The 19,090-nt window shown below is 69.4% G+C and carries 14 protein-coding genes and 2 pseudogenes; 7 read left to right on the forward strand and 9 right to left on the reverse strand.

The genetic code is table 11. The annotated features are described in order from the left end of the window. The first annotated feature begins 85 nt into the window (after positions 1-85). From HS041_RS40435 to HS041_RS14745, 6 genes and pseudogenes are all read left to right on the forward strand, one after another. Positions 86-604, forward strand: a complete 519-nt coding sequence (locus HS041_RS40435) for a helix-turn-helix domain-containing protein (RefSeq protein ID WP_196441247.1) — start codon at positions 86-88, stop codon at positions 602-604. A 26-nt stretch (positions 605-630) separates the two neighbouring features. After that, positions 631-1,611, forward strand: a complete 981-nt coding sequence (locus HS041_RS40020) for a helix-turn-helix domain-containing protein (protein WP_196441248.1) — start codon at positions 631-633, stop codon at positions 1,609-1,611. Positions 1,612-3,124: 1,513 nt separating this feature from the next. Then, the gene (locus HS041_RS14730) at positions 3,125-3,349 is read left to right on the forward strand and encodes a hypothetical protein (protein WP_196441249.1); all 225 of its coding nucleotides are present in this window, start codon (positions 3,125-3,127) and stop codon (positions 3,347-3,349) included. A gap of 1,588 nt (positions 3,350-4,937) precedes the next feature. Continuing rightward, positions 4,938-5,207, forward strand: a complete 270-nt coding sequence (locus HS041_RS14735; RefSeq protein WP_196441250.1) for a beta family protein — start codon at positions 4,938-4,940, stop codon at positions 5,205-5,207. Between the two features lie 60 nt (positions 5,208-5,267). Further along, positions 5,268-6,051, forward strand: a pseudogene (locus HS041_RS14740) (transposase family protein). 37 nt (positions 6,052-6,088) lie between these two features. Then, a complete protein-coding gene (locus HS041_RS14745) occupies positions 6,089-6,901 on the forward strand; it encodes a beta family protein (RefSeq protein ID WP_196441251.1) in 813 nt (270 codons plus the stop codon). Positions 6,902-6,927: 26 nt separating this feature from the next. On the opposite strand, the gene HS041_RS14750 is transcribed toward HS041_RS14745, so the two are convergent. The 8 genes and pseudogenes from HS041_RS14750 to HS041_RS40025 all read right to left on the reverse strand — a co-directional run bounded on the left by HS041_RS14750 (position 6,928) and on the right by HS041_RS40025 (position 15,111). Continuing rightward, a complete protein-coding gene (locus HS041_RS14750; protein ID WP_196441252.1) occupies positions 6,928-7,419 on the reverse strand; it encodes a hypothetical protein in 492 nt (163 codons plus the stop codon). 746 nt (positions 7,420-8,165) lie between these two features. Further along, positions 8,166-8,990, reverse strand: a complete 825-nt coding sequence (locus tag HS041_RS14755; RefSeq protein WP_196441253.1) for a siderophore-interacting protein — start codon at positions 8,988-8,990, stop codon at positions 8,166-8,168. Between the two features lie 79 nt (positions 8,991-9,069). Then, positions 9,070-11,145 carry an iron ABC transporter permease gene (locus tag HS041_RS14760; RefSeq protein WP_196441254.1) on the reverse strand — a complete coding sequence of 692 codons (2,076 nt, stop codon included), beginning with the start codon at positions 11,143-11,145 and terminating at the stop codon, positions 9,070-9,072. Further along, complete coding sequence (locus tag HS041_RS14765) at positions 11,142-12,128, reverse strand: ABC transporter substrate-binding protein (RefSeq protein ID WP_230879072.1); 987 nt, start codon at positions 12,126-12,128, stop codon at positions 11,142-11,144. Before HS041_RS14765 ends, HS041_RS14760 begins: the two co-directional genes overlap by 4 nt. Before the next feature lie 10 nt (positions 12,129-12,138). Continuing rightward, on the reverse strand, positions 12,139-12,957 hold the full coding sequence (locus tag HS041_RS14770) for an ABC transporter ATP-binding protein (protein WP_307845297.1): 819 nt from the start codon (positions 12,955-12,957) through the stop codon (positions 12,139-12,141). Positions 12,958-13,157: 200 nt separating this feature from the next. Continuing rightward, entirely contained in the window at positions 13,158-13,763 is a 606-nt protein-coding gene (locus tag HS041_RS14775; protein ID WP_196441256.1) for a SecY-interacting protein Syd, read from the reverse strand. 185 nt (positions 13,764-13,948) lie between these two features. Next, positions 13,949-14,596: pseudogene (locus HS041_RS14780) on the reverse strand (response regulator); the annotation flags it as partial. Continuing rightward, positions 14,593-15,111: an ATP-binding protein gene (locus tag HS041_RS40025; RefSeq protein ID WP_307845298.1), complete on the reverse strand. Its 519-nt coding sequence runs from the start codon at positions 15,109-15,111 to the stop codon at positions 14,593-14,595. The gene HS041_RS40025 and the pseudogene HS041_RS14780, both read right to left, overlap by 4 nt. A gap of 120 nt (positions 15,112-15,231) precedes the next feature. Here HS041_RS40025 and HS041_RS14790 point away from each other — a divergent pair, with 120 nt between their 5' ends. After that, positions 15,232-16,383 carry a DUF418 domain-containing protein gene (locus HS041_RS14790; protein ID WP_196441258.1) on the forward strand — a complete coding sequence of 384 codons (1,152 nt, stop codon included), beginning with the start codon at positions 15,232-15,234 and terminating at the stop codon, positions 16,381-16,383. Between the two features lie 273 nt (positions 16,384-16,656). Here the strand turns inward: HS041_RS14790 and HS041_RS14795 are convergent, their stop codons facing one another. After that, positions 16,657-18,768: a hypothetical protein gene (locus HS041_RS14795; protein ID WP_196441259.1), complete on the reverse strand. Its 2,112-nt coding sequence runs from the start codon at positions 18,766-18,768 to the stop codon at positions 16,657-16,659. Positions 18,769-19,090 lie beyond the last annotated feature (322 nt).

A 19,090-nucleotide genomic window follows, 5' to 3' on the forward strand; every position in this document is an offset into this window, starting at 1 on the left:
GGCCTGGCCACTGAGCTGATCATAAGTTTTGGTACTTGCTTGGGGGGCGGCGGGAGATCGGATTCCGGCGGGGCATGTTGAAAGCATGGCCAGGAAAGGTCGCAGAGCGACGTTCGAGGAGAAAGTCTTCGCCCTCCGACTGCTGGAGCGGAGCCTGTCACCGGACCGGGTGGCCGAGACGCTGGGCGTGGGCCGCGAATCGATCTTCCGGTGGAAACGCCAGGCGCGTACGGGCGGCACCGAGGCGCTGCAGATCAGGAAGGCGCCCGGTAGGCCGCGGCGGTTGAGGCCCGGCTGGCCGGAGCGCTGTGAAGTGAACCGACCCAGGCTTCGTCGATGCTCGGCGGGACCTCGCCGTCACCCTGGCTCACCGAGCCATCGGTCGAACCACCCGCGAATCTCCTATCAGATGCGAACCGCGATGCCCACCGGTCTCTCTCGACCTACAACACCGGATCACCCCAGGTCAGAAGCTGATTCGTTGGAAATTTCGTCATTGCTACCGAGACACCAAGCGATCAATCTTGTACTCCCCCAGGGGTACCGGCGGCCGCGCCAAGCAGACGACGACCACGCGGAGCCGGTCGCCGAGGATGGACCGTGACGGCTGCCGATCTCTAAGGAGGCGTTGTGGAGACGCTCAGCACTGCCCAGATCCCGGACAGTGAGCGATTCGCCGCCTGGCGCGAGGTGAGCTCCAAGCGGTGGGTGCCGCTCGAGGCCCGCTGCGACCCGCATCTGGAGAGCACCTTTCGGGCGCAGGCCAGCTTCAGCGAACTCGGCCCCGTGCAGGTGGTCGTGCTGACCACCACGCCGCTGTCGATCCACCGCACGCCCACGCTGATCCGCCGATCCGATCCCGAGACGTTCCTGGTGACCTGCACCGTAGGCGGCCGCGTATGGGGCGAGCAGGACGGCCGAAACGCCGAGCTGCACGTGGGTGATCTGTCCCTGCGCGACAGCTCACAGCCCTACCTGACCCGGCTGGCGCCCGATGGGCACGCGGCGCAGACGGTGTGCCTGCAGTTTGCGCGCTCACTGCTGCCGTTCGCGCAACGGGACCTGCGCGATCTGCTCGCGCTGCGCATCCCGGGCGATCGGGGCGTCGGCGCGCTGTCCTCGCAGTACCTGCTGCAGCTGGCCCGGCACCTGCACGAGTTCAGCCCCGCCGATACCGTCCGGCTGTCGACCCTGACGCTGGACGTGTTGACCGCGGCGCTGGCCGGCGCGCTGGACGCCCACAGCGCGGTGCCGCCGCACCGCCGGCGGCGGGCGCTGGTGGCCGAAGTCCACGCCTTCATCCTGACCAACCTCGGTGATGCGCACCTGAGCCCGGAGGCGATCGCCGCAGCGCATCACATCTCACTGCGCTACCTGCACCGGCTCTTCCACGACGACGGGCACACCGTCGCCGGCTGGATCCGCCAACGCCGCCTGCAGCGGTGCCGACGCGACCTGGCCGACCCCCGGCTGGCCGCCCACACCATCAGCTCGATCGCGGCCCGGTGGGGGTTCACCAGCCCCGCGCATTTCAGCCAGGCCTTCCGCAGCGCCTACGGCCTGTCACCACGCCAGTTCCGCCGCCAATGCGCGACAGTGCACGCAGACTAAAGAACTGTGCACGCAGCGGTAAGGACCAACCTCACCACGTCCAGCATCCTCTAGGGAGGAGAAATCAAAAATTCTTTCGACAGGAGAAGCCATGCGAATCGGGATGCCTTTAAGGACATCGGCGATCGCGGCTCTGGCGGCGACCAGCATGGCACTGGTCGCGATCCCGGCGTCCGCTCAGACCGGCCAGACCGCGACGGCGGGTCAGTTCCTGGGATAGGGCCTTACGGGGTGAGGCGCTGAGATTCACTCTCAGCGCCTCACCTCTTTCATGATTTGCCGCAGACTGCGTTATGAACCGCAGGTTCGCACATACCAGACCGGGGTCCAGTCCACGACCCCTGCATAGCCCCCCCGGAACCAGCCGAATACCGACTTGTTGCTTCTGAGGGCATTGACCGTCAGTGACCCGTGATTGTGTGCGTCCCAGCGTCCCTTGAAGCCGACCAGAGCGAAGTCGCCGCATCCGCTGAACCGCCACACGTTGTAGTACCCGGCAGGGCCCTCCTGCATCGTGCAGAACGAATCGCCGCATCTGCTCCGGTTGTGAATGTAGTTTCGCGCATCTGCAGCGCCTGCGGAAGTGCGAGGGAATGGGATGCTGCGTACCTGGGCGTTCACTCTGTTGACGTCTACATATGCATGCGGGATGGCGAGAGCATTCGGTCCCGCCGATGTGACGGTTGACGCCGCTGCAGAGTAGGTACCGGCCTGGAGGCCGGCGAAGAGAGCAGCGAGGGTCAGCGACGCCAATGCCGCCCTCAGCATGTATTGCCGTACTGAACGCATTTACGTTCCCTTCGATTGATGAGTGGCCTTCTTCGGAGGATGTCTCTATTGCCTCCTTGCCGACCCGGGAGGCCAACGCCTTTGCGCCGCCCGCGGGCCGGCGACCCGCGCCGGTTTCTCAGTTCGGCCGGCTTCCCTCTCGCCTAAAGGATGCAAGCCTTGCTCGGGCCCCGTCTTTCGGGAGAGCGCACACCTGTTTAGTCGCCGCGCACAGTTGCGCACCGCCGGCGGCTGGGTGCGGACTCCGGTCAGCCCGCAGCCTCGGCATCCAACTCCGCGCAGATCCATGAGGCTTTTTCATCCTCGGTAGATGGGCGGCTGGTCACGGCATGATCGTGGGTACGGCGTTCGCCTGACGAAGCAAGAGAGCCCCTGGTAGACGGGTTGATCACCACAACCACCACCGTCACAACCAGGAGCTCTGGGTGCTGTTCTACTGAGCCGACCATAAGTTTTGGGACTATCGCCGCTACCCGGTGACGTAGGCCAGATGCGGGTCGGCGAAGAAGGCCCCAACGATGTCGGGGCGCTTTCGCAACCGGCGCATGCCAGCGTGCATGACCCCGCCAGAACGCGATCTCTCACCGCCCCCGACAAGTACCAAAACTTACGATCGGCTCAGTGCCTAGCCGTCACTGCACACGGGCAAGACGACTCGGGTGGGCGACGGCAGACGGGACGATCGAGCGAGGGGGTGCCTGCCGGGAAGCGTTAGGTTCTACCCGTGTTTGAACTGATCTCCACGATGATCAACGCTGCCTTCCCGGTTGCGCTTGTCCTCTTGATCTGCTCGTCGCTCTGGCTCTACGTCACGCAATTTCTCTTCCGTCCAGAGACCAAGCGTCGTACCGATCGGAGCGCGAGCCCCGCTACCATCCTGTTCGTCGTCAGCCTGATTTTCGTGCTGCCCTGCCTCCTCGTAGTGGCTCTGTCGTCGATCTGGGAGTGATAGCACCGCAAGATCCGGACCATGGGCGGACCGGAGATCGACTCACGCTCTCGGAGGCATGCCGGACGTCCAGGTCAACCGCCTGATCCGCGTCTCAAGATCCTGACCTCTCATAATCCCTGGGTCGCGGGTTCGAGTCCCGCCCGCCCTCTCCCTTGTGGCCTCGACAAGAGTGCCTCTGGCCCGTGTCCTCGCACCCTGGGGCGCTTTCATCGCGTCCGGCTGTCGCTGACCCGTTGCGACTTTCTCTTCCCAACGCCTTCCCGCGCCCGTGGAGATCATCTCGGTGGTGCGGTGGCGACCGGCGGACTACCGAGCTCCACCTCGGGGTGGAGCGCCACCGCCCCGTCGCCCGCAGATCTGATCGTCGGACGTCCACCTGGTCGGTAGAGCTGGTCGCCGGGGCATAGGCAGTAGAGCCTGGGTAGACCGCTCGCCAGTGACCGGCGGCGGTAACGGTGAACTTCTTGGCGAAACCACCTGTCCGCATGGTGGTCGCGCTTCCAACGGACCGGTAAGCGGATGTGCCCTGCATGCGGAACTGGATGACGACTCGATGGCCGCCGAGCGGTGTGTAAGCCCAACGGGTGGAGGGGCGTCTGTACAGCGTGCCCTTCATGGTGATGGACATGCCCTTCCCGACCGGTTCGGGGCCGGCACTGACCTGTTTGAGGATTGTGGGGGCCTTGACCGGAAGGCAGAGGGTGCGCTTGCCAGACCGGCCGTTGCGGTCGGCGCAAGGAACTCGACGGTATGCGTTCCACTGCGGGCCGCAGTCCACTGTCCGCGGTAGAGGCCGTTCCTGGCATCCCCGGAAACCCGTGCCAGGCGGACGTAGGTCGCTGAACCTTGCCCGCCGACCCGGGTATACAGCGGAGAAGCGGCTCCGCCCGGGCTCCTCCAACCGCTCCGTCTCAGCGCTCCAGGCCAGGGGAGGGACGGTGAAGTTGTGGACGCGGAGACGGACGGCTTCCTCGGGGCGCAGCCCGGTGTAGTACATGACCGCGAAAAACGCTTTGAGCCGTCTGTCGCTCGGCTTGTGCGGCCTCCACCGCGGCCGGCGGCGCTCGTGTCTGAGCGTGGCTGACGACGCTCCGGCGGTCCACCTCGGAGACCGTTCTCGGTCGCTTCCACTTCAGATTCTCGATCGGATTCCCCGGGAGGAGCTCAGCGGGGTTTGGCGTGGGTCCCCCCGCGCCCGTGGGAGTGAGCCGGTCCGGCCACACCGTTGGCTGCTGAGGTCAAAGTCCTCCTCGCGCCCGTGGGGGCCTGCCGACGCTCATGGTCTCCGGTGTCGGCCCCAACGTCTTGGCGGGGTTTGGTCACTGTGTTTCTCCAGGGAACCTCTCGGGGTCGGTTCCTGTCCTCGCCGGCTTGCATTCTCATGGTTTTGACTTTTCCCTCTCGAAAACTCCGCCCCAAAGGTATCTGGAGTTGAGGGGGTGCTGCGGAACCTATCGCCGGGGATATTGACGATCCCGCTGCCGGGATAGATCGTCGGGAAACCGGATGGATGGCGGTCTGCCGGGAGGCGAGGGATGACCGCTGCACCGGACGTAGGTTCGCCAACCGTACGGAGAACCATGTCATGACGGTGTACACGCCGATTCTTAAAGGACGCCGCCCCGCTCTCCAGGCGCTGGGGCATGTGGCCGACCGGGTCAAGGGCAACATTCGGCCGATCATCGAGGTCGTGCCCGGAAGAAGAGACGAGGACATCAAAGTTGTCGTGACACGGCTGGCGAAGGCGGTCGGCCGATATATTCCGGAAGGCGTCAATCTGACATTTGATACAGGGAGCCCTTTTCAACCTGACGGAGCTGATCAGCGTGGGCGCAAGGAGGCTGGGTCGAGGTGAGAGGAGGCTCCCGGTAAGACAGCAGTCGACCAAGATCCGATGCCCCAACCGGGAGCCTCGTTGCTGTCATACCGTGCCGCGATTCCGCTGCCTGACCACACCCTCGTCCGCCTGGCCGAGCTGATCCGCGCCCACCGTGCCGAACGGCGCTCCCGATGGCGTCGCCTCGGCCCCGGGCAACAAGCCCTCCTCGTTCTGGCCCACCTGCGCGGGCGGTGATACCTACGCCCGCCTGGCCAGCGGGTTCGCCATCGGCACCACCACCGCCTGGCGCTATGTGCATGAGAGCGTCGACCTGGTCGCCGCCCTGGCAGACGACGTGCACACCGCCGCACGCAAGGCCTCCCGCCTGGCCTACGTCATCCTCGACGGCACACTCCTGCCGATCGACCGGCCGGCCGACGATGCGCCGTACTACTCCGGAAAACATCACCGGCACGGGGTCAACGTCCAGTTCCTCGCCGATCCGGCCGGCCGTCCGGTGTGGGCCTCGCCCGCGCTGCCCGGCGCGGTGCACGATCTGACCGCGGCCCGGCGGACCGGCCTGATCGACGCTCTGACCGGCGCCGGTGTCCAGGTCTTCGCCGACCGGGGGTATCAGGGTGCGGGCGGCACGATCCGGACCCCATTCAAGCGCCACCGGCACCGGCCGCGCCTGTCGCGCCACCAGAAGTCCGTCAACCGCTCCCACGCCCGTATCCGGGCGATCGGGGAACGCGCCGCCGCGACCCTGAAGGCGTGGAAGGTGCTGGTCCGGCTCCGCTGCTACCCACGTCGCGCCACCGTGATCGTCCAGGCCATCCTCGTCCTGCAACTCATCGAAGAGGGCCGCTGCTCAGGATGAAAAACACTCAGGGCCTCTCGCATTCAGATTCGGTTATATGGCCCCGAGGGAGGCTCTCCTTCTTCTCGGTGCGCAGCTTGAGCCTCTCCATCACGCCTTCCGCCCGGTCGTTCACCCCGAGGAAGATCCAGATGGCCTCGACGATATACGGCAGCTCGTCGGGAGGCATCAGATGGGCGTATGCCTCCGATTGGATCGTTCCTACGCATCCAATCTTGGTGATTCACGCTCGCTCGTCGAACAAATTGACGCCATCGGTGTCCCGGCGGAGCGGGCCGATGTGGTGCTCGACTGCGGTTTCATCTGTTCGGCGGCCGATCCGGCCATCGGCGTGTCCGGCCCGCTGAGCCATCTTCTCGACGGTGCCTGGCAATCGGTCACCGTCGCGGTGGGATCGTTTCCCGGACCGGCGTTCTTCGACGGCCGCCTGACCCGGAGGGTCATTTCGATCCCCCGTTTGGAGGTGGCGCTGTGGGAGAAGATCCGCCAACGGTGGCCTGGTGCCGTTGACTATGGCGACTACGGCGTCGATCATCCTGGTCCACCCCCTGACGAGGCGCGCCCCGTCCCGAACCTCCGCTACACCACCCCCGAGCATTGGCGTTTGTACCAATGGCCCAAGGACGCCTTCGGCGGGCACAGCACGTTCCACCAGCTCTGCCAGAGCTTGGTCAGATCCTCCGACTGGCCTCAGGACGGTCCGGCATTCTCCTGGGGAGATCAGCAGATCGCCTTGGCGGCCTGTGAACGCATCGGCCCGGGTTCGGGCTCCGAGTGGAAGGCCTATGCGGTCTCCCACCACCTGGCGGCCATCGTGGACTCCCTTCAGCCGGACGGCTCTGCCGAATGACTCTGCCGAATGACTCTGCCGAATGACTACGCGTCCACGTTGTGTCCGGCCTGGATGGATTCCATCCAGGCCAGGGCCACGGCTGCGACCTGGGCGACATCGCCGTACACCCGGACCATCCGCTCTTCGCTCTCCAGGGGTTTGCCCGCGTTCTCGAGCTGGCCGGCGATTTGACCAAGCCTGCTCATCAGTGCCATCAGGCGGAAGGGCGCCAGCCGGTTCAGGGCCACCGCGTCGTGTGGGATCGCCAGGAGTCGCTCGCGCTCGCGTAGGACGTCGTCGACGGCGGCGTTCAGCCGTAGCCGGGTGGCGTGTTCCTGCACGGCGTCCACGATGAACGCGGCGACTTGCCTGGGGTACTCGGCGTCGGTGATCTCGAAATAGAGATCGTATTCCTCGCTGTCGCCAGCGGCGACAGCCCACGCGCCGTGCTCGCGCCTGTCAGGGTTGGACTCGGCGGGAACGACGCACCAGGTGTCGAGATCGAGGGTCCCTGTCTGCTGGAGCTTGGGGATCATCTTGCCCTCCTCTGTTCAGCGGTCGGGGGAACGGAACGGGTGGTCCGTCGGGAGTGGGGTCCATCGTGCCGGGGCGGGGAACCGGCGGGTTGGGATTGGCTCGTTCCGTCTATGCGGTGGCGGTTGCTTGACACCGCCCGACGGCCGGGAAGACGTCTCGGATCCGAGGGCTGTGGGGCGAATACCGGCGCAGAATCAGGGCGCAGGCCGTACTGCCCCCTCTCTGCCCCAGGTCAGAGCCGGTTTTCAACCGTGATCACGGAGATTCATGAAAGGGACACCGCGGTGTGCCCGGAGAGGCCGACCCTCGGTCGCGGGAGTGGTTCCCGGTTCGGCGGGGCGAGGCGCCCTCGGATCGATCCGGCCCCGGGCCCGCAGGGATGACCTCTGTGCCGCCTTCGGCATTCGGGTGACGGCAGGTGATTCCGGTGATCCAAAATATGCTGCGTGAACCGTACGTGGGCCATGAAGCTGGAAAAGCAAGAGAAATCGCAGATCAGATCTTGATCGGGGAGGGGTCGTCGGGGCCGGGAGCGCAAGTTCGAACCTCGAGTGTTTTCATTCCGGGAAGCGGTCCGCTTCGACGGCTTCCCGAATGAGGACGGCCCGCGCGACCGCGGTGGCGCGACGGCGGACCGGAGATCAACTAGCGCGAGGTCCTCTGCCGGGGCGGGCGTAGGGCTCACTGAGGCCGTATCCGGTGCCCCGCCCGGTCGCGGTGTACGGCGGGCCGGGCAGTCCCGGTCCTACCTTCCGCCGCCCGCCCGCCAGTAGCCGCAGAACATGATGTGCTCCTTCGGCACCCCCGCACCGACCCAGTGGCGGCGCAGGGCGACCGGCAGGGCCTGCTCGCCCACCACCCAGCCGAAGAACGGCCCGGCCGGCACCGGCAGCGCGCGGGCTGCGGCCAACGCCGCGCGGCCGGGCACCTCGTGCGGGTCCTCGCGCGGCAGCCAGGTCACCGCCACCCCGGCGGGCGCGTCGAGGTCCTGCCGGTCCTCCGGGGAGGGCAGCTCGATGAAGGCCCGGCCTTCGGTGTCACGCGGGAGCGAGCCGAGGACCGCGGCGGCGGCGGGCAGGCCCGTCTCGTCGGTCACCAGCATGACGCTGCGCGTCCCCGCCGGGGGGTTGAAGGTGATCCCCTCATCCAGAACGGCCACCTGATCGCCTCTGCGGCAGGTGAGCGCCCAGGTGGACGCGGGACCGGCAGTCCCCTCTCCGGGCGAGCCGTGGAGCACGAAGTCGACGTCCAGCTCGGGGCCTTCGGAGCGGTAGGCGCGCACCGAGTAGTTGCGCAGGACGGGACGCGAGCTCCGGGGGATGGTGAGGTACCTGGCATAGGCCAGCGTGGTCAGCTTGCCGGGCAGACGGGACAGGGAGTCGTCGGAGACCGGGATGAACAGCCGGAACCACTGGTCGTAGCCCATCGGAGTGAAACGGCCGATGTCCCCCTCCCCGAGCGTGACGCGCATGAAGTTGGCGGAGATGCGCTCGCTCCGCACGACACGCAGGGTGAGCAGTTCGGAGACCGCGGGCTTGACACGGGTCGCGGTCATACCGGACTTCGCCATGGACGCTCCTCGCCCCTCAACGGAGCTGTCAGTAGGGCTGGATTCAGTCGTTTCGCTATCGGTGCCCGGCACCGGCCGGTCAGCCGTCCGCCTGTGCCCGCGAACGCCACAGCAACCAGACGAAGTACGGCGTGCCGAGCAGCGCGGTGACGAGTCCGGCGGGCACCTGGGCCGGGGCGATGACGGTGCGTCCGAGCGTGTCGGCCAGGCTCACCAGCAGGGCGCCGAGGAGCACGGCCACGGGAAGGACGCGGGTGTGGCCCGCGCCGACCAGGGCACGGGCGGCGTGCGGGGCGATCAGGCCGACGAAGCCGACCACGCCCACGGCGGAGACCGCGGTGGCGGTCAGCAGCACCGAGCCGCCCAGGGCGGCCAGCCGTACCGGCTCCAGGGGGACACCGAGGATGCGGGGGGTTTCCTCGTCCAGGGAGAGCAGGTCGAGGTCGCGGCGGAGCCAGACGATCAGCGGGATCACCAGGACCAGAGCCAGCGCGACCGGGATGAGCTGGACGGGGAGGCGGCCGTAGGTGGAGCCGGACAGCCAGGTCAGGGCCATGGCGGTGTTCCACGGGTCGGCCTTCACGATGATCAGCACGGTGATGGCGGTGCACGCCGCCTGAACGCCGACGCCGATCAGCACCAGGCGGTCGGAGCTCAGCCCGCCACGCCACGACAGCAGGTACACCACGGCGGCGGCGACCAGCGCCCCGGCCATGGCCGCCGCGGACATCGGCCAGATTCCGGCGAGCGGCACCAGGACCAGCAGCGAGATCGCGCCCACGCCCGCACCGGCGGTGACGCCGAGCACGCCGGGTTCGGCCAGCGGGTTGCGGCACACGGCCTGGACGGCCGTGCCCGCGGCGGCCAGCGCGGCGCCGGCGAGCACCGCGGCGAGGACGCGGGGATAGCGCTGGTCGAGCACGAAGGTGAGGCCGCGGCCGGTCCGCCCGTTCAGCCAGTTGACCAGGTCGCCGCCCAGGACCCAGGTGTCGCCGCCGAGCATGCCGAGGAAGACCGCTCCGGCGAGCAGGAGCGCGCAGGCCGCCGCCACGGTCAGGAAGGCGGCACGCGAGCGGGCCGCGACGCGCACGATCGGCGGCTGGCGGGTCGGCCCGGCGTCCCGGTAGCGGCGTGCCAGCCACACCATCACCACGGCGCCGAGCAGCGTGGTCACCACGCCGGGCGGCACGTCCACGCCCGCCTGCCCGCCGAAGACGGCGCGCAGCGCGATGTCGGAGCCCAGGACGATGAGCACGCCGACGAGGCCCGTCAGCGGCAGCGTCGTCCGGTGGCCGTGCACGCCGGGGAGCAGCCTGACGATCACCGGCGCGCACAGGCCCACGAATCCGACGGGACCCGCGACGGTCACCGCGGCGGCGGCCAGCACGACGGACAGGAGCGTGGCCCACAGGCGCAGCCGCCTGACGTTGACGCCGAGCACCGTGGCGGTGTCATCGCCCAGGCTGAGGATGTCGAGCCTCGGCCCGGCCAGTACGGCGGCGGCCAGGGCCGCCAGGATCAGCGGCCCCACCTGCGTGACGGCTTCCAGGTCGCTCTGCACGAGCGAGCCGCTGCCCCAGGCGAACAGCCCGGTGGTCTCCTCCTCGAAGAGGATCATCAGTAGATTGGTGAGCGAATGGAGCGCCAGCGCGGTCGCCGAGCCGGCCAGGATCAGCCGGGTGGTTCCGGTCCGGCCGCCCGCGGCGAGCGCCATCACGAGGGCCGCCGCCGCCAGCCCGCCCAGCAGGGCGAGCAGGCCCGACAGGGCCAGCGGCAGCGTCAGGCCGAAGGCCGCCGCCGCGGCGACCGCGAGGTAGGCGCCGGAGCTGACCGCCAGCGTGTCGGGCGAGGCCATGGGGTTGCGGGAGACGGACTGCAGCAGCGCGCCCGCCGCGCCCAGGGCGACGCCGACGGCGACACCGGCCAGCAGCCGGGGCAGCCTGGAGGCCAGCAGGATCCGGGCGGCCTCGCTCTCGCCGTCGCCGAACGGCAGGCGGAGCAGGTCGAGCGCGCCGACCGACGACGTGCCCTGCGTCACGTGGACCGCGGCGACCAGGACGACCGCCGCCAGCGTCAGGAGGACCACGCCGGCGCCGCCCAGCCGCCGCAGCGGTGTGGTGGGCGGCGCCGGCGAGGCCTGGACCGAGGTGCTCAACCGATGTAGGCCTTCACGACGGCCTCGGCGTACTGCTTGGACGACAGCGGACCGCCGAAGGTCCAGATGCCGTCGGGCAGCTTGACGACCTGCTTCTTCTCGACGAACGGCAGCTTCTTCCAGATGGCGTTGGAGGCCAGGCCGTCGGCGAAGACGTCGACGCCGTCGGAGGCGTTGTAGAAGAAGCGGGTGTCGGGGTCCTTCAGCGCGGTCAGGCCCTCGACGTCGGTGGCGCCCAGGCCCCACACCGGGTCCACCTCGCCCGTCCAGGCGTTGGTCAGCCCGAGCTGCGTGGCGACGTCGGAGACCAGCGCACCCTTGCCGAACGGGCGGATGGAGATCTTGCTGCCGTCCTTCCAGCCGTCGGCCATGACGAACGGCTTGCCGGCGAAGCCCGCGGCGGCGAGCTTGGCCTTGCCGTCGGCCAGCGTGGCGTCCAGGTCGGCCAGGAGCTTGTCCGCCTCGGCGGTCTTGCCCAGCACGGTGGCGATCGTCTTGAGGTCCTTGCGCATCCGGCCCAGGTTGTCGCTCGCGTCACTGCCGGTCATCACGACGACGGGGACGAACTTCTCCAGCTGCGACACCAGAGCGGAATCGCGCTTGGCCTCCATGACGATCAGGTCCGGCTGGAGGGCGACGATGGAGTCGACGCTCGGCTCCTGACGGGTGCCGACGTCCTTGACCGAGGGGTCGAGCTTGGCCGCGGTCACCCAGGTGCCGTAGCCCTTCACGTCGGCCACCCCGACCGGCATGACGCCGAGGCTGACCACCATCTCCGCCTCGCCCCACTCCAGGGCGACCACCTTGGTGGCGGGACGGTCGAGGGTGACCTGCTTGCCGCGGTCGTCGGTCACGGTGATGGGGGCGGCGGAGGCCGTACCGCCGGAAGCGGCCGGTGCCGGAGCGGCGGTCTCGGTGGTGCCGCAGGCGCCGAGCATGGCGATGGCGGCCACGGCCACGAGGGCTGTGCGCAGGGGGTTCATCGTGTTCCTGTCAGGTTGTGGCGGGGACGCTTCTGGTGTGCCGGCCGATCGGCCGGGTGGTCACCGTCCCCGTCCTCGGGTCGTGCGTGACGTCGATGCGGATGCCGTACACCTCGGTGAGCAGTTCCTCGGTGAGGACCTCGACGGGTGTCCCGTCGGCCCGGACGCGGCCGCGGTGCAGCAGGACGACGCGGTCGGCCAGCTCGGCGGCCTGGTTCAGGTCGTGCAGGACGACGCCGACGGCCACGTCGTGCTCGTCGGCCAGGTCGCGCACCAACTCCAGCAGCTCGATCTGGTAGCGCAGGTCCAGGAAGGTGGTGGGCTCGTCCAGGAGCAGGACGCCGGTGTCCTGCGCCAGGCAGGTGGCCAGCCACACGCGCTGCAGCTGGCCGCCGGACAGCTCGTCCGCCGGGCGGTCGGCCAGTTCCGTGACGCCGGTGAGCTCCATCGCCCTGGCGATCGCGGCCTCCCCGTCGGGGTCGCCCGCCCGCCACCGGCCTCGATAGGGATGCCTGCCGTAGCCGATGACATCCCGGACCCGCACGCCGGACGGCGTGGGACGGCTCTGAGCCAGCAGCGTGACCCGCTTGGCGAAGTCTCGTGCCGACATGTCCAGGGCCGACACGTCACCGGCCAGGGTCACCGTTCCCGCTTCGGGCCTGTGGAGCCGGGCCAGCGCTCGCAGCAAGGTGGACTTGCCGCTGCCGTTCGGGCCCACCAGGGCCGTCACGCGTCCTTGCCTCAAGGTGATGTGGCCGCTCTCGACGGCAGTGGTGCCGTGGTAGCTGAGACGTAGGCCGGCTCCACGCAGCGAGATCTTCTCGGTCACGGGGATTAGGTTAGCCTTACCTAGGTAGATGTCAACTTTGTCCCGTTTGATCATGGTCTGTTGCCTGATGACGGCTGCTGATCACAACCGCCACGCCGTCCAAGGGCTCCATCCCGGTGCTGGCGGTGTCCTACCGGGGTGCGGTCCGCGTCTCGATCCCGGCAGTGCCTCGCCGCATCCGGGGCTTCTCCCGGGTGCCCTCACAACTCGTCCAGGAACGCCGCGAGCGAGGGGGCGACGACCTGCAACGGCGGGGACCCGACCTCCTGCAGCAGGATCTCGCCGGTGGTGTTGTCCAGGGCGAAGAACAGGTCGGAGCCGGTGCCGCCGATCGGGACGGTGATCGTCTGCATCGACCTCGCCTGGAGGCGCACTCCCATCACCAGAGAGGCCGTCGTCGTTGCGAGCTGCGCCTCGTTCCACACGGTGTTGAGCATGACCTCCTCGCCGGAGTGCTCGCTTTCCACCGGGCCGGACCAGAAGCCGCCATAGAAGGCAGCCGCATCAGGGTGGAGAAGAAGCCCGGACTCCGCGAAGGCGGCTTCCACCGCGGCCAGCGGTTCCGGCCGGTCCATCTCGACCGGCAGCCATCGGATCATGCCCTCGGCGTCCGGCTCACCGGTGCAGCACGGAGAGGGCCATCCGGGATCGAACTCGACGATGTTGTAGCCGTTCCGGCACCAGGCGGCCAGGAGCTCGCCCAGCATCGTCTTCACCTCGCACCCCGGCATGCCGCCCGCCCTTCCGATCCGCTGCCCACCGACGGAGGCCGACGGTTTCAGCAGTGCGGCAGCATAGTTGTTCACGCCGGCTCTCGTAACCCATCCCGAGGCCGGTCACCAGGGAAGACCTGACTCGGGAAGGAACCGGTGCCGCATCGCGCCCGCGCCTCTACGCTCCGTTCATCGAGCGACCGAGACCGTGTGGGCGGTCCTCGGCCTACGGCTGATCGAAGAGGGTCGCGCCACTCGGGATGGGAAACGCTCCAGGCGCCCATCAGGCCGCTCTCCAGGACCCAGGAGGCGATCTCGACCCGGTTGCGGACGCCGAGCTTGGCCAGGATGGCGGAGACGTGGCCTTTGACTGTGCTGAGCGAGATGAACAGCTCGGCGGCGATCTCCTGGTTGGTGCGGCCTCTGGCGATCGCCAGGACGACCTCGCTCTCCCGCTCCGACAGCGGCTGTGCGGACCGGCGGGCGGCCGGGGCACCGGAGGACGTCACGTGGCGCAGCAGCCGCAGGGTGATCGCTGGAGAGATGAGCGCGTCCCCGGCGTGTGCCGCCCGTACGGCCTCCACCAGCAGGACCGGTCCGGCGTCCTTGAGCACGAAGCCGACGGCGCCGCCGCGGAACGCGCCGTAGACGTACTCGTCGAGGTCGAACGTGGTGACCACGACCACCCGCAACGGGGCGGGCGCGCCGGGCCCGGCCAGGGCGCGGGTGACCTCGATGCCGTCGAGGCGGGGCATCTGGATGTCGACCAGGCACACGTCCGGGCGCAGCCGCCGGGCCAGGGTGACCGCCTCCTCGCCGTCGGCGGCCTCGGCGACGACCTCGATGCCGGGCTGGTCCTCGAGAATGACACGCAGGCTGGCGCGCACCATCGCTTGGTCGTCGGCCAGCAGAACCCTGATCGTCATGGGCGCCCCCGTCGGGTCGTCATCAGCCCTTCCGGGAAGGTCATGGCCGCTCCCCGAGACGGCCGGCGACGTTCCCGGCAGGCCGGTGGCCGAGCGAGCGGGTGGGCAAGGGGCAGGGTGGCGAGCACGGACCAGCCGCCCGGCCCCGGGCGCGGACCGGCGCGGAGCGTGCCGCCGAGGGCCTCCAGGCGTTCGCGCATGCCGAGCAGGCCGTACCCGCCGCGGCGGTGGCGCCGTACCGGGGAGGCCAGGATGGCGGCCACCGCGACGGTCTGGCCGGCGACCGCCGTCCCCGCCCGACCGCGCCGGCGTGCCAGGGCGATCCCGCACACGGCCGCCCCGGCCACGCATCCGAACCACCGGTAGCCGTCGCCCCAGCTGTCTGCGATCCGATAGGCCCAGAAGGCCAGCAGACCGGCGAATACGGCCGTGAGCCCGGCTTCGGCCGCCGTCCGCACGTCTCGGACGCCGGCTTCGCCCCCTGGGCGCCCGTCCGGTAGATCCAGGCCGTTCACGCGTTTCAGGCTAGGCCGCCGGCCCTCTTCCCCGAACCAGTCGAAAGTACGGTCTCGTCCGCCGCGAACCCTGCTTTCGACCCGTGCCGCTCCCGGCCCGGGGCCGCAGGATGGGTTCCCATGTCACGTGAAGGACTCCCCTCGGCACGGCAAGTCCGGCATCAGCCCGGTTCCTCCGGTCCTGATGGCCCCGCTGCCCTCTCATCGGGGCTGTCAGGCCCCGCCCCTTCCCCGGTAGGGCGTCACTTCGCCGCCGCGGAGGAGCCGCGTTCGGCCGCCCGCCCTCGCATCGCCGCACTCGACGTCATCCGCGGGTTCGCCCTGTGCGGCATCCTGCTGGCCAACGTCAAACCGATCGCCCACATGGCCGGCACCGGATCGGCCGCGCAGCCCGTGGTGACGGCGGGGCAGAACGACGCCTGGCTGGGGCTGAGCCTGTTCGTCGACCAACGCTTCTTCCCGATTTTCTCCCTGCTGTTCGGCATCGGTTTCTCGCTGCTGCTGGACTCCGCGCAAGCCCGCGTCACCCGTCCGCGGCTTCTCCTGCTGCGCCGGCTCCTGGTGCTGCTCGCCATGGGTTCGGCTCACATGTTCCTGCTGTGGCGGGGCGACATCCTGACCGTCTATGCCGTCGTCGGCCTGCTGGTGCTACTGCCCTCGACCTGGCTGCCGCGCTGGGCCGTCGCGGGGCTCGCCGCAGTCCTCATCGCGTTACCGCCGATCTTCGGTAGCAACGGCGTGCCGCTGGTACCCGGGCTGTTCCTGCTGGGCTCGGCGCTGACCCGGTACGGCGTGATCGACCGGATCGAGCGCTCCACCCGCGTACCGGCCGCGCTGGGGCTGGTCTTCGCAGCGGGAGCGGTGCCTGCCCTGTGGCTGCAGATCGAGGCCGGGGCCGCCGGCGCCGACGATTTCAGCTCCTGGTTCGCCCTCGCCGGACTACTGACGGCGGGTGCCTACACGTGCGCCCTGCTGCTCCTGCTCAGAACACCGCTCCGGCCGGTGCTCCAAGGGGTTTTCGCGCCGCTGGGCCGAATGGCGCTGACCAACTACCTGTCCGCCACGGTCCTCGTCCTGGTGGCCGCCCGTCTCATCGGCGGCTCGCCGGACGGCTGGTCCTCGGCGACGGCCCTCCTGATCGCCGGAGCCGTCCTCGTCCTCCAGTGGCCGGTGTCCGCGCTCTGGCTGCGCCGCTACCGCCAAGGCCCTCTGGAATGGCTCTGGCGCTGGGCCACCTGGGTCAGCCGTCCACCTCTGCGCCGCGCCGCCTGACCGACGAGAGGGCCGGTGGCGGTATGGGTGACGCCCCGCATCGGCCCCTCCGCGCCGCCGGTCGGGCAAGTCTCGGGCACGTCATGCGGACCGGTGAGCGAGGAAGGCCTGGGAGCTGGATGTGCCGGGCAGGCCCTCGGGGCCTACCCGGATTCGAACCAGGTGAGAAGGAAGCACTCGAATGGCCTCGCCACCGGATGTGAGGAGAGCGGGAGAGCTGGGTTTCAAAGGATGAGGAGGAAGCCCTCCCATGGCCTCACGGCCCCAACGCTATCAGGCCGGGATCAGCTCGTGCAGCGTGCCGGCCGTGTACACCCGCGAGCCCGGCGGGAGGTCGGCCGGCGCCTCCAGCCCGATGTAGGTGGTGCGTCCGGTCGTGGTGCTCTTCGTGCGCAGCAGGTCTGCCAGATAGCGGACACGGAGGTAGTCGCGTTCCACGATCGAGCGCGCCAGCAGCGACGCGGTCGCCCGGTTGCCTTCGACCTGGTTGGACCAGAGGTGACCCTTCAGGTAGAGGTGCAGCCACTTCGCCCGCCAGGTCCCGTCGTCGCCGCGGAGGAAGATCAGTGGCAGGGCGATCCGGCCAGAGCCGCGCAGGTCCGACTTCATGCGCACGGTACGCGGCTCGAAGGGGCGGCCCTCCTGCTCGGCGTCCCTGGTCATGAAGCCGAAGAACGCCTCCGCGGCCTCGTCGAACCGCTCCCCGGCATAGATGTTGACCTGAGGGATGATGATCGGCCGGTTCGCCTCGGAAAGGCGGATGTCGATGAACTCCGATGCGCCGTCGGAGGCGTCGGTGAGGTCGCCCGAGTAGTGCGCGAAGCCGTTGGTGTGGTTCGTCCACGAGATGTGCGTCGGGTCGCCGTAGGACGCGTCGAGCATGAGCGCCGACAGGTCGTAGTCGGTGCACCGTCCGGCTTGGCGCCAGTGGACGAAGAATCTGAGCCGTTCCCCGTCCACCTGGGACAGTGACCCGCGGGGGAGCATGCCGAGTCCGGGAGCGACCGCCTTGCCCGACAGCGGAAGGGCCACGTCGAGCACCGCAGGATCGACGACGAGCTCGCCGGGGTCCGGGAGACGGCGGGTGATCTCCTCGTCCAGGATGGCGAGCATCCGCGACAGCGCCTTCTCGCCGAGCGGCGCACGGCCGTCCGGGGCCGTCCACGCCCTGCCGTACCGGTTGGTGAAGACGCGGCCGGCGGCGGAGGGGACGATCCGGTTCTGCAGGTGCTCACGCAGGGACAACAGCACGCGACCGGACGCCCGTTCGGCGGATCTTCCGGCGGCGTCCAGTACGGCTGACGCGGACGAGCCGGTCCGCAGCAGGTGGTCGATGCGGCGCAGCAGCGCGCCGGGGGCGTTCTCCAGCAACTGGACGGCATGGGCGGTACGGCCGGCGGACAGAGCGGCCTCGACCCGGCTGTCGAAGCCGGCGGCCTTCCGGACGCCCCTGGCCACCTCGAAGACCTGGGCGGCCCGGGGGAACTGCGGGAACTCGTGGGGGTGCAGTCGCTCGCCGAGCCGCTTCCACTGCTCCCGGTGGCGTGCGACGTCGCCGAGCTTGGCCGGGGGCAGCTCGTCCAGAGCGGCCAGGAGCGCGCGGCGCTCGGCGCGGCGGAACGAACGGAACCTGGTGGTCGTGGCCAGCGTGACATCGCCGCCGGAGGAGCCGCAGGCGAGCCGGAGCACGTCGGTCACCGTGTCGACGAGCAGGGGGAGACCGGCGGCCAGCCGTACCTCGTTGAGGACGGCGCGGTTCTCGCGCACGGGGATGCGCTCGGGCTGCTCGGTGCAGAACGAGGCCAGCGAACGCAGCGCCGCCAGGTCCTCGGCGGCGAGCGGCACCTCCGAGCCCGCCAGTGAGAAGTAGAGGTCACGCGCCTCGGATTCCAGGCTCCCGCCCGGCTCCAGCACGGTCACCCGGTCACCGGCCAGCGGGATCAGCTCCGCGTGTACGGCCAGCAGTTCGGCGTAGGCGTGCCGGTAGCGGCCGTATCCCGGCAGGCTCAGCAGGTCGAGCGTCGGAGGCCGGACCCTTGCGGCGGCGACCGGGTCGAGCAGGGTCTCGCGCAGCAGACCGGCCCAGAACTCCAGGGTGCCGGGCACGTTGGCGGGGAAGTCGATGAAGTAGGCGTTGTGCTGCACGTGGTCGCCGACCAGCCGGCGGACCGCGGTCAGGACACGAACGCCGAGATCGACCACCGCCTCGCCGGGCAGTTCGGCCAGCCGTGCGAGCAGGGCCGCGGAGCACTTGAACCCCACGCTGAGCAGCGCGGCGTCGAGCTGACGGGCGGCCACCTCGCCCCAGCCCCGCACGGCGTCCGCGGGAACGTCGAGGGGAACGCGCAGACGCCTGGTGATGACAAGGCTTTCCAGAGTGTCCACGGATGCACCTTATCGGCGAAAGCGCCTGGTGCCGTGGGGTGTGCGGATCACCTCGCGCAGGCGGGCGAGCCGGTCGGGTCCGCACCCGCGCCCCGGTGGCCGGCCCGTCACGGCGCTGATGCGCACGCACCAGCGCCGCTCGGGCTCCTCACCCCAAGGGCGGCCCGTGTGGCACCTTGGCCGGAGGCGCCCAGTCCCGATCCACGAGCACCTCACCCTCGCCCCCGCAGGTGAGGCACTGGTAGTAGATGTGCGGAGGAGGGTCTCCCCGGTCGCTCGGCGCGAACCGAAGAATCTTCAGGTTCGAGCTGCCACATGCCCC

The sequence above is a fragment of the Planomonospora sp. ID67723 genome (assembly GCF_015711605.1).
In the GTDB taxonomy this organism is placed as follows: Bacteria; Actinomycetota; Actinomycetes; order Streptosporangiales; family Streptosporangiaceae; genus Planomonospora_A.